The organism is Rhodobacter sp. 4.3.4 (assembly GCF_058724655.1).
Window position 1 is genome coordinate 1,352,913 of sequence record NZ_CM178967.1, and the last position, 22,265, is coordinate 1,375,177.

Sequence of the window (22,265 nt, forward strand, 5' to 3'; positions counted from 1 at the left end):
CGTTTCGCAAATGGAATCATGCGAGTGGCAGATCGGCGGCATGGATTGCGCCGCCTGTGCGGGCAAGGTCCGCAGCGCGGTGGAGCGGTTGCCGGGCGTCGAGGCGGTAGAGATCGCCCTGATGAGCGAGCGGCTGCGGGCGCGGCTGACCCCGGGCGCGACCAGCCCGGCCGAGCTGGAACGCACGGTGACGCGGCTGGGCTATACGATCACCCGCATCGGTGCCGCGCCGCCGCTGCCGGTGCTGAAACCTCGCCACGATCACGCGCATGACCATGCGCATGACCATGCACATGACGGGCACGACCACGGCCATGGCAGCGCCCCGGAATGCGGCTGTGGTGGTTGCGGCTGCGGCGCGGCGGCCCCCGCGCCCGAGGCGGCCCCCGAAGTGACCGCCGCGCCCCCGCCGCCCGCCGCGCCCTGGCTGCGCGGGCCGAAGGCGGCGCGGCTGTTCTGGTCGGCGGGCGGGCTCGCCCTTGCCTGGGGCGTCGCGCTGGCACTGCCCGCGCTGGCGGCTCCGGCCTTCGCGCTCGCCTGTCTGGGGGCGCTTTTCCCGGTGGCGCGGCAGGCCTTGGCGCTGGCGCGGACGGGGCAGCCCTTCACCATCGAGATGCTGATGACCGTGGCCGCCATTGGCGCGCTGATCATCGGCGCCGCGGCCGAGGCGGCGATGGTGGTGGTGCTGTTCGCCTTGGGCGAGCTGCTGGAATCGATTGCCGCGGCCCGCGCCCGCGACGGGCTGCGGGCGCTGGCCCGGCAGATGCCGGAAACCGCGCTTCTGGAGCTGGACGGACAGACGCGCGAGGTGGCGGCGGCGGCGCTGCAACCGGGGCAGATCCTGCGGCTGCGTCCGGGCGACCGCGCCCCGGTCGATGCCGAGATCGTCGAGGGGGTCTCGGGGCTTGATGAAAGCGCGGTGACCGGGGAAAGCGTGCCGGTGACGCGCGGCCCGGGCGAGCGGGTTCTGGCGGGTTCGATCAACACCGAGGCGCTGTTGCGGCTGCGGGTGACGCGCGCGGCAGCGGACAGCACGCTGGCGCGGATCGCGCGGATGGTGGCCGAGGCCGAAGCGGCCAAGGCCCCGGTGGAGCGGTTCATCGACCGCTTCAGCCGCTGGTACATGCCGCTGATCGTCGGGCTGGCGGCGCTGGTGGCGGTGCTGCCACCGCTTTTGACCGGGGCGGATTGGGGCGTCTGGATCTATCGCGCGCTGGCGCTGTTGCTGATCGGCTGCCCCTGTGCGCTGGTGATCTCGGTGCCCGCGGCGATGGCGGCGGCGCTCTCGACCGGGGCGCGGCGCGGGCTTCTGGTCAAGGGCGGCGCGGTGATCGAGGCGCTGGCGCGGCTGCGGCTTGTGGCGCTGGACAAGACCGGCACGCTGACGCCGGGGCGCCCGCTGGTGACCGATCTTCTGCCTGCGGCCGGGGTCCCGGTCGCCGATCTGCTGGCCCATGCGGCGGCGGTCGAGGCGGGCTCCTCGCATCCCCTGGCGCGGGCGATCCTTGTGCGCGCCGCGGAGGAGGGGGGCACGGCCCCCGCCGCCACTGCCGCCCGGGTGATCCCGGGGGTGGGGGCCGAGGCGCAGATCGCCGGGGCGCTGTGGCGCATTGCGGCGCCTGCCGCGGGCAACCCGCAGGCGGCGGCGCTGCAGGCCGAGGCTAAGACCGTGGTCGAACTTTGCCGCGACGGCGTTCCGCAGGGGCTGATTGCCCTGCGCGACGAGCCCCGGCCCGAGGCGGGCGCGGCGCTGGCGGCGCTGCGGGCGCTTGGGCTGGACAGCGTGATGCTGACCGGCGATGCCGAGGCCCCGGCGCGGGCGCTGGCGGCGCCTTTCGGGCTTGCGGTCAAGGCGGGGCTGCTGCCCGAGGACAAATGCGCCGAGGTGACGCGGCTTTCGGCGCAGGGCGGCGTGCTGATGCTGGGCGACGGCATCAACGACGCCCCGGCGCTGCGGGCGGCCGATGTCGGCGTGGCGATCGGGGCGGGGACCGATGTGGCGATCGAGACCGCCGATGCGGTGCTGATGCGCAACGACCTGACCGATCTGCCCGCGCTGATCCGGCTGTCGCGGCAGACCCTGGGCAATATCCGCCAGAATGTCGCCATCGCGCTGGGGCTGAAGGCGGTGTTTCTGGTCACCTCGGTTTTCGGGATCACCGGGCTTTGGATCGCGGTTCTGGCCGATACCGGGGCGACGGTGCTGGTGACGGCGAATGCGCTGCGGCTGCTGCGCTATGATCCGCGCCACAACCAGTGACAAAATGTCGCATTCAAGGGGCTGTATTTTGCATCCTTGCCGTAGCAACCTTGGGTTGAAAAGATATGCCGGGGTGGCGAGGTCAGATGGAAACGGTCGCGGTTCTGGTCGATGGCGAGACTCTTTCGGCCAAATATGTCGGGCAGATCGCGCTGCGCGCGCGGGCTCTGGGCACGGTGACGGTGCGGCGGGTCTATCTCGACGCGCAAAAGGCCACGGACTGGCAGGGCGGTCCGCAGGGATTCCGGCTGATGCATGCGGGCACGGGCAAGACTGCCGCAGACCTGCTATTGGCGCTCGATGCGATGGAGCTGGCGCTGCGCGAGGGGGTGAGCCGCTTCGTGATCGCCAGTTCGGAGCGCGATTTCAGCCATCTGGCGCTGCGCCTGCGTGAATACGGGCGGCAGGTGACCGGGATCGGCGAGACGAGGACGCCGCAGATCTTTCGCGACGCCTGCGAGACCTTCGTCACCCTTTCGCCCCCCGCCGCGCTGACCGAAGCGCTGCAGCCGCCCCCGCAGCCCGCGCCGGTTGCCGACCCGGATCGGAAGATCCTCGCGGTTGTCGACGAGCATTAGGCTCCGGGCGCAGGCCCGGATCGGTGGCGCCCGGGGGCTGCGCGATGATCTGCCGCTCAGCCGACCTTGAGCCCGTCGAGCCGGGTCAGCAGCGCGCCCACCTGCGCCGCCGGAACCGGCTTGCTGAACAGATAGCCCTGTACCTCGGTGCAGCCCTCGCGCGCCAGCGCGGCCAGTTGCGTCTCGGTCTCCACCCCCTCGGCGGTCGAGACCATGCCCAGGCTCTGGCACATCCCCGTCACCGCCCGCACGATCGCCGCGCTTTGCCGCGAGCTGCCCAGACCCGCGGTGAAGGCGCGGTCGATCTTCACCTTGTCAAAGGGAAACCGCTGCAGGTTGCGCAACGAGGAATAACCGGCGCCGAAATCATCCATCGCGATGCGCAGCCCGATCCCCTTGAGCCGCTCCAGCGTCGCCAGCGTCGCCGGGGTTTCCTTCATCATTGCCGTCTCGGTGATCTCCAGCTCCAGCCGGTTCGCCGCCAGCCCGGTCCGCCGCAGCGCCGCTGCGATCGCCTCGGCCAGGCCGATATGCGCCAGCTGCACCGGCGACAGATTGACCGCCACCCGCAGGCTGCCCGGCCAGCGCGCCGCCGCCGCGCAGGCCTCGGTCAGCACCCATTCGCCGACCGGCACGATCAGCCCCATCTCCTCGGCCAGCGGAATGAAGGTCTCGGGCGAGACCCAGCCGCGTTCGGGGTGGTGCCAGCGCAACAGCGCCTCGAGGCAGGAGACCCGGCGCGTCTTCATCTCAAGGATCGGCTGGAAGAACAGCTGGAAATCGCGCGCCGCCCAGGCCCGGCGCAGATCGCTTTCCAGCGCCCGGCGCTGCTGCATCCGGCTGTCGCTTTCGGGCGCGAAAAACCGCAGACAGCCCGAGCCGTCCGCCTTGGCCCGGCACAGCGCCACATCGGCCGCCTTGACCAGCGCCTTCGGGCCCAGCCCGTCCGAGGGCGCCATCGCAATGCCAAGGCTGGCGCCGATGCGGACCCGCCGCCCGTCCAGATCGAACTCCGCCTCGATCGCCGCGATCAGCCGCTCGGCCAGCGCGCTCACCGTCTGCGGCGCCTCGGTCTCGGTCAAGAGCACGGCGAATTCGTCGCCGCCCAGCCGCGCCAGCGTCTCGGCCGGGCCGACCTCGGCGCGCAGCCGCGCCGCCACCGCGCACAACAGCCTGTCCCCCGCCGCATGGCCCAGCGTCTCGTTCACCCCCTTGAACCGGTCGAGATCGATCAGCAGCACCGCGCAGCCCCGCGTCTGCCGCACCCGCCCCAAAGCCGCCTCGAGCCGGTCAAGAAACAGCGCCCGGTTCGGCAAGCCGGTCAGCCCGTCGTGATGCGCCAGATAGGCGATGCGCTCCACCGCCTCGAAACGGTCGGTGACATCAAAGGAAATGCCGCTGATCTTCCGCGCCCGCCCCTCGGCATCGCGCTCGATCCGTCCGAAAGCCTCGATCCAGCGCGCCCCGCGCCCGTCCGGCAGCGCCACGCGATATTGCAGCGCCTGATCGCGCCCGCCGGTGTCAAGCGCCCCCAGCACCAGCGCCTGCACCCCCGCGCGGTCCTCGGGATGCAGGCAGGCCAGCCACCCGGCCAGCGTCAGCGGAGCCGCCGCGGGCGCAAGCCCGTGCTGCTGCAAGAACCGCTCCGAACCGATCATCCGGTCCTCGGGGCAGTGCCATTGCCACGATCCCGCCCGCGCCGAATCTAGCGCGAAGCGCAGCTTTTCCTCGCTTTGGCGCAGCGCGTCGAAAATCTGCATGTTCTCGGTGATGTCGCGCAGGATCGTCGAGATGCCGACGATCGCGCCCGTGGGATCGCGGATCGGCGAGAGCGTGATCGAGACATCGATCCGGCGGCCATCGCGGCTGCGCAGCCGGGTTTCGAAATGCTCGACCGTCTTGCCGGCGCGGACCCGGGCGAAGATCTCGGCGCTCTGGTCGACCTCGGTGCCGCACAGATCATGCACCGGCCTGCCGATCCGTTCCTCGGCGGGATAGCCCAGCATCGCTGTCGCCGCCGGGTTCCAGGTGGTGACAAGGCCATCCAGCGTATGGGTCAGGATCGCGTCGTTCGAATATTCGATCACCGCCGCGTTCAGCCGCTCGACACGGTCGGCGCGGCGGCTTTCGAGCAGGGCAACCTTTTGTGCGCGAACGAAAAGGTCCGCCAGAAGGACGGTGAAGCCCGCCGCGGCCAGATAGATCAGCTGGGCGATGTCATGGCCCGGCCCGGCCTTGGGCACGAACAGGAAATGGATCTGCAGCGCGGTGAGCACGATCACGGTCAGACCGATCTCGGCACGCAGGAAGGCGGCGGCCAGCGTCACCGTGGGCAAAAGCGGCAGGTAGGTCACCTCGGCGCCCAGCGCATGCAAAAGCTCGCGCAGCCCGGTGCCCAGCGCGATCATCGACAGCCCGGCCAGAAACTGCTGCCGCGCCGGTGCCTGCTCGCGCCAGTGCATCGCGCGGCGCAAGACCCCATACAGGGCCTTTTGCAACGCGGTCCGGGTGTCCGCGGTATCGGCCGAAAACGGGGGGGGCGGTGCGGACATGGGATCTCCGACGCGCGACGCAGGGCTGCGACCGCCCCGGCAAGGGGGGCGGCCCGACAAGGATACAGGGATTTCGGAAAATGCAAAGCGGCTGTTCGTTCCGCCCGGGACCGCCGCGCGGTATTTGCAGGTTTTTCCCGCAAGACGGCTTCGCCGGAGAGAGCGGATTGACGCTGGCGGGTAATTTGATCATATTTTGAAAAGACCCGCCCTTGCCCCGTGGCAGCGGCAGATCCTGACCCGAAAGGACAGAGCGTGTTTGAAAATCACCTTCCCACCGCCGAGCTGCAGGCGCTTGACGCCGCCCATCACATGCACCCGTTCACCGATGGCGACGGGCTGGCGCAGAAAGGCGCGCGGATCATCACCAAGGCGAAAGGCGTCTGGGTCACCGACAGCGAGGGCGAGGAGATCCTGGATGGCATGGCCGGGCTCTGGTGCGTCAATGTCGGCTATGGCCGCGAAGAGCTGGTCGAGGCGGCGGCGAAGCAGATGCGCCAGCTGCCGTTTTACAACACCTTCTTCCAGACCTCGCATATCCCGGCGATCCAGCTGGCGAAGCGGCTGGCAGAGCTTGCGCCGGGCGATCTGAACCATGTCTTCTTCAACGGTTCGGGGTCGGATTCGAATGACACCAACATCCGCCTGGTGCGGCGCTACTGGCAGGCGCTGGAAAAGCCGGAAAAGAATGTGATCATTTCGCGCTGGAACGGCTATCACGGCTCGACCATGGGGGCGGCGAGCCTCGGTGGGATGAAGGGGATGCATGCGCAGGGCGGGCTGCCGATCCCGGGCGTGGCGCATATCGACCAGCCCGACTGGTGGTCCGAGGGCGGCGACATGACCCCCGAGGCCTTCGGTCTGGCCCGCGCCCGTCAGCTTGAGGAAAAGATCCTGGAAATCGGCGCCGAAAACGTCGCCGCCTTCATCGGCGAGCCGGTGCAGGGCGCGGGCGGCGTGATCATTCCGCCCGCGACCTACTGGCCGGAAATCCAGCGCATCTGCCGCCAGTATGACATCCTGCTGATCGCCGACGAGGTCATCACCGGCTTTGGCCGCACCGGCAACTGGTTCGGCTGCCAGACCTTCGGGATCACCCCCGACATCATGACCGTCGCCAAGGGCATGACCTCGGGCTATATCCCGATGGGGGCCTCGATCGTCTCGGACAAGGTCGCCGCGGTGATCAACGGCTCGGATGAATTCGCGCATGGCTATACCTATTCGGGCCATCCGGTCGCGGCCGCGGTGGCTTTGGAGAACCTGCGCCTGCTCGACGAGGAGGGGATCGTCGCCAAGGTCGCGGCCGAGACCGCGCCGTATCTGAAGGCGAAATGGGAAAGCCTGACCGCGCATCCGCTGGTGGGCGAGGCGAAGATTGTCGGCATGATGGGTTCGATCGCGCTGACGCCGAACAAGGCGACGCGGGCGAAATTCGCGTCGAAATCGGGCACGGTGGGCTATATCTGCCGCGAGCGCTGCTTTGCCAACAACCTGGTCATGCGCCATGTTGGTGACCGGATGATCATCTCGCCGCCGCTGGTCATCACCCCCGCGGAAATCGACATCCTGATCGAAAGGGCGTTGAAATCGCTTGATGAAACGCTGGTGCGGATCACTGCCGAGGGGCTGAACCAAAGCGCCTGAGGCGCTCTTGCGCGGCCCGGCGGATCAGCCGGGTTGCGCCTCGAGCAGCAGCTCACGGACGTTTTCCATGCCTTGCAGGATATCCAGCCGGATCGCCTCGGCCACGCCCGCGAGGTCGCCCGCCCGCATCGCCGCCAGCGCCGCCTGATGCATGTCGGGCAGGTTCGAGGTGCCAAAGCGCCCGCACATCACCCGCAGCGCCGGGGCCGAGCGCAGCCAAAGCGCCTCGACCACCGGCAGGATCACCTCGGTCCCGGCCAGCGCGTAAAGCGTCATGTGAAAACGGTGGTTCTGCACCATGTAGTGCCGCGTGTTGCCCGCGGCGATCGCCGCGGTATGGGCGGCATCGATGGCTTCGAGCTTCGCGATATCGGCGGCCTGCGCCCGCGCCGCGCCCTGCCGCGCCAGCTCGGGCTCCAGCGCGTTACGGGCAAAGATCAGCTCCTCGACCTGCGCCACGCGCAGCACCGGCACGGTGACGCGGCGGTTGTCGTGAAACTGCAACGCCCCTTCCGAGGTCAGCCGCCGGATCGCCTCGCGCACCGGGGTCACCCCCGCGTCAAGCCGCGCCACAAGGCCCTGAATGGTGACCGGATGGCCCGGCGCCAGATCGCCCGAGAGGATCAGATCGCGGATGCCGCGATAGACGCTCAGATGCGCGGGTTCTTTTGCGGCAAGACTGTCCACACGGGTCCTTTCGGGGTTTCGGCTGCGGGCAGGATAGCCGGTTTTCCGCCCTTGCGAAAGATGATCAAATCCCCGGGGTGCCGAGCCCGGCATAGGTCGCCAGTCCGCAGGCGGCCGCGCCCGAAAGCGTCGCCAGCACGACCGAGCGGCGAGCAAACCAGACGGCCAGCACGGCGGCGGTGCCCAGAAGAAGCGGCAGGGGGGCGGTGCCCGGGCTTTGCAGCATCGGCAGCACCGAGGCGGTGAACAGCGTGGCAATCGCCGCCGGTCCGGTGGCGGCAAAGAAACGCCGCAGCGGGCCATCGGCGGCGCTTCTGGTCAGCGGCAGTTTCGTCGGCACGACGCGAAAGGCCCAGGTGGCAAGGCCGGTCAATGCGGCAAGGGCAAGAAGCTCGGTTTTCATGCGCGGCCTTTCTGCAGGGTTCCGGTGGCGGCGCCCGCGGCGATGCCCGCCAGGATGCCCAAGGTCGGGCTGAGCGTCAGGCTGCCCAGAACCGTCGCGCCGACCGCCACCGCGACCGGGCCAAGCTGGCGGCGGTCAAGGATTGACAGCAGCAGCGCCAGGAACAGCGCGGGCAGCATGAAGCCCAGCCCGGCATCAAGCGCCGGGAAGGCTTTCAGCGCCTCGCCCCCGGTGGCGGCGCCGACCGCCGTGCCCGCGATCCACGACAGATAGGCGCCAAGGCCAAGCCCGCCGACGAAACCCTCGGAAAAGCGCTGCCCGCGGGCCAGCGCGCCAAGGCTGGCGCCGAAGACCTCGTCGGTCAGGCACCAGCCCCAGGCCCAGGAAAACCGGGTGCTGGCGGCGGGTCCGGCCTTTTCCAGAAGCGCCGGGCCATACATCACATGGCGCAGGTTCATCGCCGCAAGCGTGGCCGCCGAGATCAGAATCGGGGCGCCGCTGGTGACCAGCGCCAGCGCCAGAAACTGCGCCGCCCCCGCGAAGATCACCACCGAGAACATCACCGCCTCGGCCGGGCTTAACCCCGCGCGAATGGCCGCGACACCAAACGAGAAGGCGATGGGAAAATAGCCCAGGATCAAGGGGATGGCGGCCAGAAAACCGTCGCGCAAACGGGGGATGTCGGTCATGCAGGGATGCCTCAAGGGAATGGATCGGGCCGCAACGGCACAACTATAGGGAGCGGGCGGGCGCAGATCAATCGCGGCTGCCCGGAATTTGGGCAAAGGCGCGCGCTCGCGCCATTGTGGCTGGCCGTGAGGGGGCGGGGCCTTGCCCGCCGCTGTGATGCGGCCCAAGACGGGCAAAAGCCGAAAGGACGCCCGATGATCCTGCGTGACAAGCCCAGCCCCCTTGACCTTGCCTTTGCGCTCAAGGGCTCGATCGTGCCCGCGGTGGCGCGGCCGGTGGCGGTTGTCGCGGTGGCGGCGACGCTGCTGACCGGGCTTGGGCTGCGTTTCGAGGTGCTGCCGGTGGTCGATCCGGTGGCGGTGACGGTCTTCGGTCTGGCGCTGTCGCTGTTTCTGGGTTTTCGCAACAACGCCGCCTATGACCGCTGGTGGGAGGCGCGCAAGCTCTGGGGGGGCTTGCTCTCTGATCTGCGGATGCTGGCGCGCGAGGCCGAGCTGTTCATCGCCGATCCTGTCCTGCGCGCCGCGGTGCTGCGCGATGCACTCGCCTTTGCGCATCTGCACCGGGCGGGGCTGCGCGAGATCGCGGCCGATCCCGAGGCGCTGCGCCTTGCGCCCGATCTGATCGCGGCGCCCAATCCGGCCTGTGCGGCGCTGGACCGGCTGACGGCGCGGCTGGCGGTGGCGCATCGGGCGGGCGGCATCGACGGCTTCGGGGCGCGGGCGCTGTCGCAACGGCTGGCCGAGATCACGCTGGCGCAGGCGGGCAATGAACGCATCGCGGGCACGCCCTTGCCCTTTGTCTATTCGCTGCTGATCTATCGCACGATCTACATCTATTGCCTGCTTTTGCCGGTGGCGCTGTTTGCGGCGGCGGGCTGGCTGACGCCGGTGATCGTCGCCATCGTCGCCTATGTGTTTCTGGGTCTGGCCGAGGTCTCCGAGGAGATGTCGCATCCGTTCGGCACCTCGCCGAATGCGCTGCCGCTTGATGCGATCTGTCGCGCGATGGAGATCAGCTTGGCGCCGCATCTGGGCGAAGAACCGCCCGCGCCGCTGGCGCCGGTGGATTATCTGCTGGGCTGAGCCGGTTCGGACGGTCTAAAGCCGCGCCAGTTCCGCCGCCAGATCGCCATAGCCGGTGAAGCGCCGCTCGTAACGCAGGCCAAGCCTTGCGGCGCAGTCCGCGGCCTTGGCCTCCAGCGCCGCATCCTCGGTCTGCGCCAGATAGACCAGTTTTTCGTAATTGCCGAACATCATCGGAACAAGGCCCGGGTGCCGGTCAAAGCCCATCGGCCGCCAGACGAAGGCGTCGAACTGCCGGACCAGAAAATCGGTCAGGTAAAAGGCGGTGATTTCGCTTTCCGCATGGGCGGCGAAGCGGTCGTTGCCCTCGAAAAACGCATAGCAATGCGGACCGGGGATCAGCGCGACGCCAAGCCGCGCGCAGGCCTCGGCCAGTTGCCCGCCGGTGCCGCAATCGGCATAGACGACATGGATGCTGTCATAATCGCGCCGATGCTTCCCGACCGCCTCGATCACCGCGGCGGTGATTTTCTCGGGCCACAGATGCAGATTGGCGGGCAGGCAGGTCAGATCGAGATGATCCCAGCCATTCGCCGCCTTCAGCGCCAGGATCTCCTGCGCCAGCGCCCCGCAGGCGATCAGAAGCACCCGGCCGCGCCCCTCGGGGGGCAGACCCGCTTCGGTCAGCCCGCGGTCAGAGATCATTCCACCCGCGCCAGCATCCGGATCAGACCGGCACCGATCAGCGCGCCCAGACCCAGCACGGCCAGCGACAGCCCGGACTGAACCGCCAGAAAGATCGTCAGCCCCGCGGCGGCGATCACCGCGCAGAGCAGCATCAGAAAATGCGGAAGGGGCATCGGCTGCATCGCTCATTCTCCATTCCCTTCATATGGGGGCCGCGCGGCAAAAGAAAAGGCCCCGCACCGGGTCGGGGCCTTTCGAAATCCTGTCGCAGGCTGCCTCAGGCGCCCATCTGATTGTGTTTGCGCGCCACCATCGCCTTGGCCATTTCCACCGTCACGGCGGCGTCGCGACAATAGGCATCGGCGCCGATCGCGCGCCCGAATTCCTCGTTCAAGGGCGCGCCGCCCACCAGAACGATGTAATCGTCGCGGATGCCCTTTTCCTTCATCGTGTCGATCACCACCTTCATGTAGGGCATGGTGGTGGTCAGCAGCGCCGACATGCCAAGGATATCGGCCTGTTCGCGGTCCAGCGCCTCAAGGTAGTTCTCGACCGGGTTGTTGATGCCGATATCGACGACCTCGAAGCCCGCGCCCTCCATCATCATCGCCACCAGGTTCTTGCCGATGTCGTGGATATCGCCCTTGACGGTGCCGATCACCATCTTGCCCATGCGCGGGGCGCCGGTTTCGGCCAGCAGCGGCTTCAGGATCGCCATGCCGCCCTTCATCGCATTCGCGGCGAGCAGCACCTCCGGCACGAACAGGATGCCGTCGCGGAAATCGTTGCCCACAACCGTCATGCCCGCCACCAGCGCCTTGGTCAGGATGTCATAGGGCGTCCAGCCGCGCGCAATCAGGATGTTGACCGCCTCTTCGATCTCTTCCTTGAGGCCGTCGTAAAGGTCGTCGTGCATCTGCTGCACCAGCTCTTCATCGTCGAGTTCCGAAAGGATGATGTCGTCTTCATCGGCCATGGCTGTCTCCTGCGCGTGCTTGCTTTTGTGATGCGGAAAAAAGGCTTCGAATACTTGCCGTTTTGCGACATGCGCCGGTCCGTCCCCGACGCAAGCGGGCTCCGGGCCTGCGATGCCCCGGGCGAATCTCTTGCGAAATGTTCCCATTTCGTTCTAATTTTCGCTCATGATGCACGCTTTGCCCCTGCCGCTTGACCTGCCCCCTGCCGATCCGCGCCAGCGCCTGCGCGCGCGGGGCGCGGCGGCCAATCCGGTCGGCCGCTTCGAACCCTATGCGCGGATCGTCGAGCCGGACGGCTGGGATCTGGTCGAGGACGAGAAATTGCTGCGCACCGAGGTCAGCGTGGAGCGGCCGAAATCGGTGATCACGAAGAACCAAAGCCCCGATGTGCCCTTTGATCGCTCGGTGAACCCCTATCGCGGCTGCGAACATGGCTGCATCTATTGCTACGCGCGGCCAACGCATGGGTATCTGGGGCTTTCGGCGGGGCTTGATTTCGAGACAAGGTTGATCGCGAAACCCGAGGCGCCCGAGCTGCTGGCGCGCGAGCTGTCGAAACGCGGCTATGTGCCCGCGCCGATCGCTTTGGGCACCGCCACCGACCCCTATCAGCCGATCGAGGCGGAGTGGGGCCTGACCCGCGGCCTGTTGCAGGTGCTCAGCGATTTCAACCATCCCGTGCTGCTGACCACCCGCGGCGCCGGGGTGCTGCGCGATCTTGATCTGCTCGGCTCGCTGGCGAAACGCAATCTCGTGCATCTGGCGGTGTCGCTGACGACGCTCGACGAGGATCTGGCGCGCAAGCTTGAACCGCGCGCCCCCGCGCCGCAGACCCGGCTGCGGATCATCCGCGCGGCCGCGCGGGCGGGCATCCCCGTGCGCGTCATGGCGGCGCCGATCATTCCCGGCCTGACCGATCATGCGCTTGAAGCGATCCTGACCGAGGCGCGGCGCGCAGGCGCCCGCGCGGCCGAGATGATCCCGCTGCGGCTGCCCAACGAGGTCGCGCCCCTGTTCGCTGACTGGCTGGCGCGGCATTACCCCTTGCGGGCGGAAAAGGTGCTGGGTGCCATCGCGGCCTTCCGCGGTGGCAAGCTGAACGATCCGCGCTTCACCACGCGGATGGAGGGCGAGGGCACCGAGGCCGAGCTTCTGGCCCGCCGCTTCGAGGTCTCCTGCCGCCGCCTCAGCCTGGCCGCCGCACTGCCGCCGCTTGACTGCGCGCGCTTTGCGGTGCCCCCCCGCGCGGGTGAGCAGCTCGAACTGTTCTGACACCTGCGCCTCCTGCGGGCCAAGGATGCGTATTTGAGCCAAGAAAAAACCCACAGGCTTTTTCTTGGTCAAAATACGCTCTTTTCAACGGGTTGGATCAACCGCGACGGCGGCCGCGGCGCTCGCGGGTGGGGCCGCCCTCGTCATCGCCGGTGCCGTCCGAGGCCGAGGAGAAGGCGCCCAGTTTCGCCGCGATGTCCTCAAGGCTCGGGCGCGGTCCGCGCGGCCGGGTCGAAAGCGCCTCGTGCATCGCTTTCAGATGCACCGGCATCGTGCCGCAGCAGCCGCCGATGATCGTTGCGCCGACATCGCGGGCCAGGCAGGCGTAATCGCCCATCAGCTCCGGCGTGCCGTCGTAATGGATATGGCCGTCGTGGTATTTCGGAATGCCCGCATTGCCCTTGGCGATCAGCGGGCGCTCGGTGCCGGTGGCGACGAAGCCCATCAGCGTGCGCAACAGATCCGCCGCGCCAACGCCGCAATTGGCGCCGAAGGCGAGCGGCGGATTGGGCAGTTTCTCCACCTGCGCCGCCAGCTGCGCCGAGGTGACGCCCATCATCGTGCGCCCGGCGGTGTCGAAGCTCATCGTGCCGCACCAGTCCATCCCGGCAAGGCGGGCGGCTTCGGCGGCGGCCTTGTATTCCTCGGGCGCCGAAATGGTTTCCACCCAAAGCACGTCGGCGCCGCCTTCCTTCAGCCCCTCGGCCTGTTCATGGAAGATCTCGACGGCGAGCTCATGCGTCAGCGTGCCCATCGGCGCGAAGATCTCGCCCGTCGGCCCCATCGAGCCGCAGACGGCGACCGGACGGCCCGCCTTGTCGGCGACCTCGCGGCCGATCTCGGCGGCGATGCGGTTGAGCTCGCGCACCCGGCCCTGGGCATTGTGCAGCTTCAGCCGCGCCGCATTGCCGCCAAAACTGTTGGTCAGGAACAGGTCCGAGCCCGCCTCGACCGCGAAGCCGTAAAGTTTCGCGATCCGGTCCGGGTGCTCGACATTCCACAGTTCCGGCGGCTCACCCGAGGACAGCCCCATGTTGAACAGGTTGGTCCCCGTGGCCCCGTCGGCCAGCAGCCAGTCGCGGGATTGCAGCAGGCGGGAAAGCGTGTTGGTCATCGGGCTTCTCCTGAACCAAGATTGGCTTCTCCCTGCCACGGGGCGGGGAAAAGTGCAATTTCCTTTCGTTCAGGAGCGTCTGGACGCGAAGACCGCGGCGGTGGCGCGGGCGAAGCGCGGGGCCGGATCGCTCTCGGACCCGGCCGTGTCGGCGGCTGCCGCGCCGGGCAGGGGGGCGGGGCGGTGGATGGCGCGGGCGATGTCGGCGGCGGCGAGCATCAGCGCGGCATGGTTGGGCGCGGCGATGTAGCGGGGCGAGAGCTGCGGCGCGAATCCCATCTTGAACTGGCGCAGCCCGGCCGCGCCCTTGCCCTTTTCGGCCTGCCGCCACAGCGCCGCCGCCGGTCCTTCGCTGTCCTCGGCGCGCGGCGGCAGGGCCGCGAGGGACAGCCGCCGTGCCCCGAGGCGGGCCGCCTCGGCGATCGCGGTGGTGATCAGCGCCTGCATCGTGCCATCGGGGGCCTCGGCGCCCGGGCGCATCAGGTCAAGCACCCATTCCGTCGAAGTGGCGTGGAAACTGGCAAAGCCGACCAGACGCCCGGTGCCATCGCGGGCCAGCAGAACCTGTTGTGCCGAGACATAATCCGCCGCGAAACGGCCCATCGAAAAACCGCGTTCGCCGCCATGCGTTGCCGCCCAGGCGCGGGCAAGCCCCTCCATTTCGTCGAGCGGCAGAAAGCCGAGCGCGCGGGTGACGCGCAGGCCGGATTTCTCGGCCTTGCGCAGCTTGCGCCGCAGCCCGGCGCGGGCGGGGGTGTTCAGATCGAAACGGGCGGGATCGAGCCAGACCTCGGTGGCGACCGGGGCGATGGCCCAGCCCGCCGCCCGGGCCTGCGCCGCGACGCGGGGGGAAATCTTGTAAAGGCAGGCCACGCGTCCCTCGGCCCGGGCCGAGCTGCGCAGCCGTTCAAGCAGCACCGCCACCGGGGTTGCGCCGAACGGGTCAAGCAGCCCGGTCAGGGTCCGCGCGGCCCGCCCGACCATCCAGCCGCCGGTGCCGCAATCGCCGGGCAAAAGCCCGTGCTCGCCCTGCCGCAGCAGGCCAAGTTCCGCCTGCGGCCCCGAGAGCGCGCGGCGCAGCAGCGGCTTGGGCGCCTCGGCGGGGCGCAGCACCGTGCTTTTGCGCAGCGCATGCGCCGGACGCAGCGCCACCAGCGTGATCGCCGCCAGCGCGGGCAGGCCGTAATAGACGATCCGCCAGGCCAGGATCGCCGCGATCAGCTCGGGCTGGGAGGTGCCGGGCAAAAGGGTGATCAGCGTGATCTCGAACGGGCCGACGCCGCCCGGGGTGTTCGACACCAACCCCGCGCCCTGCGCCAGCAGGAAGGCGGGATAGAGCGCCAGGAAAGAGAGCGGCTCGGTGGCGGGCAAAAGCGCCCAGAGCGCCGCGGCGGCAAAAGCGGTGTCAAGCGTTGCAAGGCCAAGGATCCGCCCCATCACCGCCAGCGGCGGCAGCCGCAGGGTGAAGCGGCCCAGCCGCAGCCCCTCGGGCAGCACCAGCGTCGCCAGCGCCAGCCCGCCGCCCAGAACAAGGCCCAGAACCGCCAGCCCCTGCACCGCCAGCACCGGCAGATGCTGGTGATCGACCGGCGCGATCAGCAGCACCGCCGCGGTCAGCACCGACCAGCCCGCCAGAAAGGTCGCGGCGACGGTGGCGGTGATCTTGCTGGCCTGCACGAGCGAGGTGTCCGGCAGCATCCGCCAGCGCACCAGCGCCCCCGAAACCAGCCCGAATCCGATCGTCTGCGACAGCGCGATCGCGGTCCAGCCGCCGCGGCGGGCATGGCGGGGGGCGGTGCCGGTGCCAAGCGCGCGATGGATCAGCGCGTCATATTGCGCCAGCGCCGCGAAGGAGGCGACAGTCGCCGCGATCGCCAGCGCCCAGGACAGCGCATCGACCCGCGCCAGCGCCGCCAGAATCGCCGCGCCGTCAAGGCTGGCAATCTTGTCGCGCAGCACCCAGAGAAACACCGCGACAAGCGCAAGGCCAAGCGCCTGCTTGCGCGCCGCCGCGCCGATCCGCATGCCCTCGGGCAGGACAAGGCCACGTGCTGCAAGCGCGGCCGCAAGGGCCGTTTCTGTGTCTTTAGACATGCTGCCTCCCCGACGATGCGCAACCGCAAGGATGCGCGCCAAGGGTTAGCAAGCGGTGAAAGCTTGCGGCTTTCCCGCAGGTTTGGTTGCCGGGGCTTAACCATGCGGGGCGGGAAGGGGCGAAAAGAAAACACCGCGCCTTCGCGGGGAAGGGCGGTGCCGGAGCCGGGGCGCCTTGCGGCGCCCGCGGTTTGCGGGGGTCAGCCGACGCTGGTGAGCTGTTTCATCGCCTCGGTCAGCGACTTCTGCAATTCGGCGCGGATCGTCGCCTCGTCGGCCTTGCCCGCCAGATCGGCGACAAGCTTGCGCACGACATCATCCTTGCCCGCCTCTTCGAGATCTGCGGCCAGAACTTCGGCCACATAGGCCTCGATCGCGGCATCGGTCTTGCCCAGAAGCCCCGCCGCCCATTGCGCCAGAATCTTCACCGACCGGGCCTCGGCCTTGAAGCGCAGATCGGCATCATGCGCGAATTTCGCTTCATAGGCATGTTCGCGATCGTCGAAAGTGGTCATGGTTCCCCCCTAAGTCAGGCTTTCGCGCCAGATATGGGTTCAACTGCGCGCCGCTGCAAGGTTTAATCCGCCCGCCCGCGCGCCGGTTGCGCAACCGCCCGGCGACCGGTGTGCCCGCGCGGGCGCGGTTCGGGCCGGTTTGAGCCGGTGCGGCGGGGCGGGACCGGCTTTGCCTTGCGGGACGGGCGCTCTTGCGCTATGGGCGCGAAGGCAGTGACCGTGTGCCCCGCACGGCCACCCGTTCGATATTGGAGAGCCCATGGCACCGCGTCGCAAGAAAATCTACGAAGGCAAGGCGAAAATCCTTTACGAAGGCCCGGAACCGGGAACGCTGGTGCAGTATTTCAAGGATGACGCGACCGCCTTCAACGCGCAGAAGAAAGCGACGATCGAGGGCAAGGGCGTGCTCAACAACCGGCTGTCGGAATTCTTCATGACCGGGCTGACGAATGTGGGCATTCCGAACCACTTCATCCGCCGTCTGAACATGCGCGAGCAGCTGATCCGCCAGGTCGAGATCGTGCCGCTGGAAGTGATCGTGCGCAACTTTGCCGCCGGGTCGATCTCGAAGCGGCTGGGCATCGAAGAGGGCACGGCGCTGCCGCGGCCGATCGTCGAATACAGCTACAAGAATGACGCGCTGGGCGATCCGCTGGTGCCCGAGGAATATATCGTCGCCTTCGGCTGGGCGAACCAGCAGGATCTGGACGATATCGTCAGCCTCGCGCTGCGGGTGAACGATTTCCTCTCGGGCGTGTTCTTCGGTGTCGGCATCAAGCTGATCGATTTCAAGATCGAGATCGGCCGGATCTGGGACGGCGATTACATGCGGCTGATCGTGGCGGATGAAATCAGCCCCGACAGCTGCCGTCTGTGGGATGTGAAGACCGGGCAAAAGCTCGACAAGGACGTGTTCCGCCGCGATCTGGGCTCGCTGACCGACGCTTATACCGAGGTGGCGCGGCGGCTGGGCGTGATGCCCGCCAATGCGACGCCGATGAAGCCGACGCTGATCAACTGAGCCGCGGCGGATCTGTCGCGGCAGGGTTTGAAAGGGCGGTCCCGGGGGCCGCCCTTTTCGTTTCCGCCCGGGCGCGACTGGGCCCCCATCCTGTGCCATCGCGCTTGCCCGGGGCCGGGGCTTGGGCTATCAGGGCCAAAACGGCGGGTGCGGCCACCTGCCAAGACGCCAGCCCAAGCGAGGAGATCCCGGATGAAAGCCCGTGTGCATGTGATGCTGAAGGATGGGGTGCTTGACCCGCAGGGCGAGGCGGTGCGGCATGCGCTGGGCCATCTGGGCTTCAGCGGCGTCGAGGCGGTGCGTCAGGGCAAGATGATCGAGCTGGATCTGGCCGCGACCGATCGCGCCGCCGCCGAGACCGAGGTCAGGGCGATGTGCGAGAAGCTTCTCGCCAATACCGTGATCGAGAAATACACCGTCGAGATCTGCTGAGGCGACCGGGGGCGCTGCCCCCGGACCCCCGGCGTATTTGAGCCAAGAAAAAGCAGGAGACCTTTCGCGATGAAAGCCGCCGTCATCACCTTTCCGGGGTCGAACTGCGACCGTGACCTTGCCGATGCCTTCGCGAAAGCGGGCGCCGAGGTGGTGCGGGTCTGGCACAAGGATACCGAAATTCCGGCGGGCACCGATGTGATCGGCGTGCCGGGCGGCTTTTCCTTTGGCGATTATCTGCGCTGCGGCGCCATCGCCTCGCGCAGCCCGATCGGGCAGGCGGTGGTGGATTTCGCCGGTCGCGGCGGCCATGTGATCGGGATCTGCAACGGCTTTCAGGTGCTGACCGAAATGGGGCTGCTGCCGGGGGCGCTGATGCGCAATGCGTCGCTGAAGTTCCGCTGCCGTCCGCAGCGGCTGAAAGTGGTGACGACGGACAGCCCCTTTACCCGCGATTATGCGGCGGGGGCCGAGGTGACCTATCCGATCGCCCATCACGACGGCAATTATGTCCTCGACGCCGAGGGGCTGGCGCGGCTTGAGGGCGAAGACCGCATCGCCTTCCGCTATATCGACAATCCGAACGGCTCGACCGCCGATATCGCCGGGGTGCTGAGCGCCAACCGGCGCGTGCTGGGGCTGATGCCGCATCCCGAGCGGGTGGTGGACCCCGCGCAGGGGGGCACCGACGGGGCGGCGCTTTTCCGCGCGCTTGCGGGGATGCTGGCGGCGGTGTGACCGCCACGCCTTGTTGCGGGCGGTCGCTTCGCCTAAAGTCGGATCATGACCGCCCTTGCTCCGCGCCCTGATCTGCTTGCCGCCGCCGAGGCCCGGCGGCGCCTGCGCCGCATCACCTATCGGGCGCTGGCCGGGCTGATGGTGCTGGCCACCGTCGTCGGCGTCTGGTTCACCAACACCTGGCTGACCGAGCGGTTCACCGAAACCACCCGCATGCGCACCGAGCTGCGGTTGGCGCTTTATTCCGGCAACATCCTGTCCGAACTGCAGCGCACCTCGGTCGTGCCGCTGTTGCTTGCCCGCGACCCCGAGCTGACCAAAGCCTTGGAATCGGGGGATTTTTCCACCACCTCGGGGCTTTTGATTGCGGCGCGCGAAGAGGTCGGCGTGGCCTCGATCCGGCTTTTGGACCTGCAGGGCCGGGTGGTGGGGGCCACCGACCGCAACGTGTTGGGCACGGTGTTCAGTGACGCGCCCTTTTACGTCGATGCGCAGCGCACCCGCGAGACCGTGTTCTCGGCGGTGGAGGGGGTGACGGGGGCAAGCGAATTCGTCTATTCCCGCGCCGTTCTGGCCGATGGCAAGCTGGTCGGCGTGATCGTCGTCGGCGCCGATCTGGCGCGCTATGAACGCGCCTGGGCGGGGATTTCCGATGCTGTTGCGGTGCTCGACAGCGCGGGCAAGATCGTGCTGGCGACCGAGCCGCGCTGGCGTGGCCTGACGATGGACGAGGCTTTGGCGGCGCGCTCGGCCCCCTCGGCGATCGAGCGCGCGCTGCAGGCGACGGCCGATTGGGCCAATGATGCGCCCGATGCCTGGGTGCTGGGGCAGGCGGTGATGCGCACCGAGGCGCGGGTTCCGTTTCGCGGCTGGCGGATGGTGGCCTTTACGCCCTATTCCTCGGTGCGCGACCGGGTGAATGCGGTGATTGCCCTTGAAATCATGGGCTTTGCGATCATCCTGGCGCTGGGATTTTACCTGATTTCGCGGCGTGCCAAGGTGCAATCGGCGGTTTACCGGCGCGAGTCGGCCGAGCTGCGGGCGCTGAACGCGCGGCTCTCGCGCGAGATTGCCGAACGCGAGCGGGTGCAGAAGGATCTGTCGCTGGCGGAACAGACGCTGGAACAAAGCTCGAAACTGGCCGTGCTGGGCGAGATGTCGGCGGCGGTCAGCCATGAGCTGAACCAGCCGCTCGCGGCGATGAAGACCTATCTGGCGGGGGCGAAGCTGCTGTTGCAGCGCGAACGCGTGCCCGAGGCGCTGTCGTCCTTTCAGCGCATCGACGATCTGATCGAGCGGATGGGGGCGATCACCCGGCAGCTGAAATCCTATGCCCGCAAGGGCGGTGACGCGGTCGAGCCGGTCGATCTGCGCGCGGCGCTGTCTTCGGCCTTGGCGATGATGGAGCCGCAGCTGAAGGCGCGCACGGTGAAGATCGTGCGCAATCTGCCGCGCGGCGCGGTGATGGTGCAGGCCGACCGGATCCGGCTGGAACAGGTGATCATCAATCTCTTTCGCAATGCGCTGGATGCGACCAAGGGCTTGCGCGCCCCGCGCATCGAGATCACGCTGGTCTCGGAGGAGGAGGTGGCGGTGCTGACGCTGTCGGACAACGGGCCGGGGCTGACCGATCTGGAAAAGCTCTTCGAGCCGTTCTGGACGACAAAGAAACCGGGCGAGGGGACGGGGCTGGGCCTGGCGATCTCCTCCTCGATCGTGACCGATTTCGGCGGCCGGCTGACGGCGCGCAATGGCGAGGACGGCGGCGCCGTTTTCGAAATGCGGCTGCCGCGGCTGACGGCAACAAGACAGACGCCCGCAACGGGGCGCAGGGGGACGGAGTAGACCATGGCACGGATGATGAAAGTGGCGATCGTCGATGACGAGGAAGACATCCGTCAGTCGATCGGGCAATGGCTGGCGCTGTCGGGCTTCGACACCGAGACCTTTTGCAGCGCCGAGGAGGCCTTGAAGGTGATCGGGCCGGACTGGCCCGGCGTGGTGATTTCCGACATCCGCATGCCGGGGATGGACGGGATGACCTTTCTGAAGCGGCTGATGGGGCTCGACAGCGGCTTGCCTGTCATCATGATCACCGGGCATGGCGATGTGCCGATGGCGGTCGAGGCGATGCGGCTGGGCGCCATGGATTTCATGGAAAAGCCCTTCAACCCGGACCGGATGACCGAACTGGCCAAACGTGCGACGCAGATGCGGCGGATGACGCTCGATGCCCGGGCGCTGCGCCGCGATCTGGCCGAGGGCTCGGCGGTGGTGGGCAAGCTGATCGGGGTTTCGCCCGCGATGGAGCGGCTGCGCGAGGATGTGCTGGATATCGCGCAATCGGACGGGCACGTGCTGATCGACGGCGAGACCGGCACCGGCAAGACGCTGGTGGCGCATGCGCTGCATGCCGCGGGGACGCGGGCGGGGAAGAAATTCGTCACCATCAGCTGTGCCGCCTATACCGAGGAGGCGCTGGCCGAGAAGCTTTTCGGCCCGGTGGCCGAGGGGCTGCCGCTGGTCGAGGAGGCGCGCGGCGGCACGCTGGTGCTGGAGGATATCGAGGCGCTTTCGACCGGGTTGCAGGCGCGGCTGCTGACGGTGTTGAACGAGCAGGGCACGCCCGCCGAAACCCGGGTGGTGGCGATCTGCAACGCCCATGGTGAGGGGCGGACGCTGGAAGATGTGCTGCGCCCCGATCTGTTCTTCCGTCTTGCGGCGCACAAGCTGACCCTGCCGCCGCTGCGCGCGCGCGGCGAGGATGTGCTGACGCTGTTCACCCGGATGACCGAGGCTTTTGCCGATGATTACGGCTGCGAGCCGCCCGAAGTGAGCGCGCAGGAAGCGGCGCAGCTGTTGCAGGCGCCCTGGCCGGGTAATGTGCGTCAGCTGATCAATGTTGCCGAACGCGCGGTCTTGCAGGCGCGGCGCGGCTCTGGCTCGATCGCGTCTTTGCTGATGGCCGAGACCGACGAGGCGGGCACGGCGATGACGACCGAGGGCAAGCCGCTCAAGGAATATGTCGAAAGCTTCGAAAAGATGCTGATCGACAACACGATGCGCCGTCACAAGGGCTCGATCTCGGCGGTGATGGAGGAATTGTGCCTGCCGCGGCGGACGCTGAACGAGAAGATGGCGAAATACGGCCTGAGCCGCGGCGATTACACCTGAGGCAGAGAGGGGGCGCTGCCCCCTCTTTTGGCTGCGCCAAAATTCACCCCCGGCGTATTTCGGCCAAGAAAATGCATCGGTTTCTTCTTGGCCGAAATACGCCGGGGGAGGCCGCTTGCGGCCGGGGGCGGAGCCCCTTCGTGCGGCTCTGATCTGGCATTAACCACTTCTTGACGAAAAACCGATTGTGTTTGTGGCATTTGCGTTGATATTGTCGCAGTGTCGGCAGGACTCTCTTCCTGTCCACGGAATTCGCTGATTTCCGGGTCTGAGCCATCGCGAGCGCGGGGCGGACCTTGGATCATCCGATTGGTCGCAAGACCGCACTCTTGCCCCCGGGGCTTCGTTGTCAGGGGGGTTGCAAATCGGCGCGGGGCGACAAGCCCGGCGCCTGGGACG

At 68.0% G+C, this 22,265-nt stretch carries 20 protein-coding genes; 10 read left to right on the plus strand and 10 right to left on the minus strand.

The window, feature by feature from the left end; genetic code table 11:
* The first annotated feature begins 10 nt into the window (after window positions 1–10).
* Entirely contained in the window at window positions 11–2,260 is a 2,250-nt protein-coding gene (locus AC4PTB_RS06505) for a heavy metal translocating P-type ATPase (RefSeq protein ID WP_492192243.1), read from the plus strand.
* An 86-nt stretch (window positions 2,261–2,346) separates the two neighbouring features.
* Window positions 2,347–2,838, plus strand: a complete 492-nt coding sequence (locus AC4PTB_RS06510; RefSeq protein ID WP_492192244.1) for an NYN domain-containing protein — start codon at window positions 2,347–2,349, stop codon at window positions 2,836–2,838.
* A gap of 56 nt (window positions 2,839–2,894) precedes the next feature.
* On the opposite strand, the gene AC4PTB_RS06515 is transcribed toward AC4PTB_RS06510, so the two are convergent.
* A complete protein-coding gene (locus tag AC4PTB_RS06515; protein ID WP_492192245.1) occupies window positions 2,895–5,390 on the minus strand; it encodes a putative bifunctional diguanylate cyclase/phosphodiesterase in 2,496 nt (831 codons plus the stop codon).
* Between the two features lie 312 nt (window positions 5,391–5,702).
* On the opposite strand from AC4PTB_RS06515, the gene AC4PTB_RS06520 reads away from it, so the two are divergent.
* Window positions 5,703–7,037 (plus strand): aspartate aminotransferase family protein, encoded by a 1,335-nt coding sequence (locus AC4PTB_RS06520; protein ID WP_492192598.1) that lies wholly within the window; start codon window positions 5,703–5,705, stop codon window positions 7,035–7,037.
* Window positions 7,038–7,061: 24 nt separating this feature from the next.
* Here the strand turns inward: AC4PTB_RS06520 and AC4PTB_RS06525 are convergent, their stop codons facing one another.
* From AC4PTB_RS06525 to AC4PTB_RS06535, 3 genes are all read right to left on the minus strand, one after another.
* Window positions 7,062–7,724 (minus strand): GntR family transcriptional regulator, encoded by a 663-nt coding sequence (locus AC4PTB_RS06525; RefSeq protein WP_492192246.1) that lies wholly within the window; start codon window positions 7,722–7,724, stop codon window positions 7,062–7,064.
* A 64-nt stretch (window positions 7,725–7,788) separates the two neighbouring features.
* Window positions 7,789–8,127: an AzlD domain-containing protein gene (locus AC4PTB_RS06530; RefSeq protein WP_492192247.1), complete on the minus strand. Its 339-nt coding sequence runs from the start codon at window positions 8,125–8,127 to the stop codon at window positions 7,789–7,791.
* Window positions 8,124–8,816 carry an AzlC family ABC transporter permease gene (locus AC4PTB_RS06535; RefSeq protein WP_492192248.1) on the minus strand — a complete coding sequence of 231 codons (693 nt, stop codon included), beginning with the start codon at window positions 8,814–8,816 and terminating at the stop codon, window positions 8,124–8,126. The genes AC4PTB_RS06530 and AC4PTB_RS06535 overlap by 4 nt, the downstream gene beginning before the upstream one ends.
* 195 nt (window positions 8,817–9,011) lie before the next feature.
* On the opposite strand from AC4PTB_RS06535, the gene AC4PTB_RS06540 reads away from it, so the two are divergent.
* Complete coding sequence (locus AC4PTB_RS06540; RefSeq protein WP_492192249.1) at window positions 9,012–9,902, plus strand: bestrophin family protein; 891 nt, start codon at window positions 9,012–9,014, stop codon at window positions 9,900–9,902.
* Window positions 9,903–9,917: 15 nt separating this feature from the next.
* Here the strand turns inward: AC4PTB_RS06540 and AC4PTB_RS06545 are convergent, their stop codons facing one another.
* The 3 genes from AC4PTB_RS06545 to AC4PTB_RS06555 all read right to left on the minus strand — a co-directional run bounded on the left by AC4PTB_RS06545 (window position 9,918) and on the right by AC4PTB_RS06555 (window position 11,505).
* Window positions 9,918–10,547: a DUF1638 domain-containing protein gene (locus AC4PTB_RS06545; protein ID WP_492192250.1), complete on the minus strand. Its 630-nt coding sequence runs from the start codon at window positions 10,545–10,547 to the stop codon at window positions 9,918–9,920.
* Window positions 10,544–10,711, minus strand: a complete 168-nt coding sequence (locus AC4PTB_RS06550) for a hypothetical protein (RefSeq protein ID WP_492192251.1) — start codon at window positions 10,709–10,711, stop codon at window positions 10,544–10,546. Before AC4PTB_RS06550 ends, AC4PTB_RS06545 begins: the two co-directional genes overlap by 4 nt.
* A 95-nt stretch (window positions 10,712–10,806) precedes the next feature.
* Window positions 10,807–11,505 carry a corrinoid protein gene (locus tag AC4PTB_RS06555; RefSeq protein ID WP_492192252.1) on the minus strand — a complete coding sequence of 233 codons (699 nt, stop codon included), beginning with the start codon at window positions 11,503–11,505 and terminating at the stop codon, window positions 10,807–10,809.
* Between the two features lie 166 nt (window positions 11,506–11,671).
* On the opposite strand from AC4PTB_RS06555, the gene AC4PTB_RS06560 reads away from it, so the two are divergent.
* Window positions 11,672–12,778 (plus strand): PA0069 family radical SAM protein, encoded by a 1,107-nt coding sequence (locus tag AC4PTB_RS06560; protein WP_492192253.1) that lies wholly within the window; start codon window positions 11,672–11,674, stop codon window positions 12,776–12,778.
* Window positions 12,779–12,875: 97 nt separating this feature from the next.
* Here AC4PTB_RS06560 and bmt read toward each other — a convergent pair whose 3' ends face one another.
* The 3 genes from bmt to AC4PTB_RS06575 form a co-directional block, all read right to left on the minus strand.
* Window positions 12,876–13,892 (minus strand): betaine--homocysteine S-methyltransferase, encoded by a 1,017-nt coding sequence (bmt, locus tag AC4PTB_RS06565; protein ID WP_492192254.1) that lies wholly within the window; start codon window positions 13,890–13,892, stop codon window positions 12,876–12,878.
* Between the two features lie 69 nt (window positions 13,893–13,961).
* Window positions 13,962–15,986, minus strand: a complete 2,025-nt coding sequence (locus AC4PTB_RS06570) for a phosphatidylglycerol lysyltransferase domain-containing protein (protein ID WP_492192255.1) — start codon at window positions 15,984–15,986, stop codon at window positions 13,962–13,964.
* 200 nt (window positions 15,987–16,186) lie between these two features.
* Window positions 16,187–16,501 carry a DUF1476 domain-containing protein gene (locus tag AC4PTB_RS06575; RefSeq protein WP_492192256.1) on the minus strand — a complete coding sequence of 105 codons (315 nt, stop codon included), beginning with the start codon at window positions 16,499–16,501 and terminating at the stop codon, window positions 16,187–16,189.
* Between the two features lie 259 nt (window positions 16,502–16,760).
* Between AC4PTB_RS06575 and purC the strand changes: the two genes are divergently transcribed.
* The 5 genes from purC (at window position 16,761) to AC4PTB_RS06600 (ending at window position 21,866) form a co-directional block, all read left to right on the plus strand.
* Window positions 16,761–17,522, plus strand: coding sequence for a phosphoribosylaminoimidazolesuccinocarboxamide synthase (gene purC / locus AC4PTB_RS06580; protein WP_492192257.1), 762 nt, complete (start codon window positions 16,761–16,763; stop codon window positions 17,520–17,522).
* 192 nt (window positions 17,523–17,714) lie between these two features.
* Window positions 17,715–17,954: a phosphoribosylformylglycinamidine synthase subunit PurS gene (gene purS, locus AC4PTB_RS06585; RefSeq protein WP_492192258.1), complete on the plus strand. Its 240-nt coding sequence runs from the start codon at window positions 17,715–17,717 to the stop codon at window positions 17,952–17,954.
* A 69-nt stretch (window positions 17,955–18,023) separates the two neighbouring features.
* Window positions 18,024–18,692, plus strand: coding sequence for a phosphoribosylformylglycinamidine synthase subunit PurQ (purQ, locus tag AC4PTB_RS06590; protein ID WP_492192259.1), 669 nt, complete (start codon window positions 18,024–18,026; stop codon window positions 18,690–18,692).
* A 138-nt stretch (window positions 18,693–18,830) separates the two neighbouring features.
* Window positions 18,831–20,537: a sensor histidine kinase gene (locus AC4PTB_RS06595; protein ID WP_492192599.1), complete on the plus strand. Its 1,707-nt coding sequence runs from the start codon at window positions 18,831–18,833 to the stop codon at window positions 20,535–20,537.
* Window positions 20,538–20,540: 3 nt separating this feature from the next.
* A complete protein-coding gene (locus AC4PTB_RS06600; RefSeq protein WP_492192260.1) occupies window positions 20,541–21,866 on the plus strand; it encodes a sigma-54-dependent transcriptional regulator in 1,326 nt (441 codons plus the stop codon).
* Window positions 21,867–22,265 lie beyond the last annotated feature (399 nt).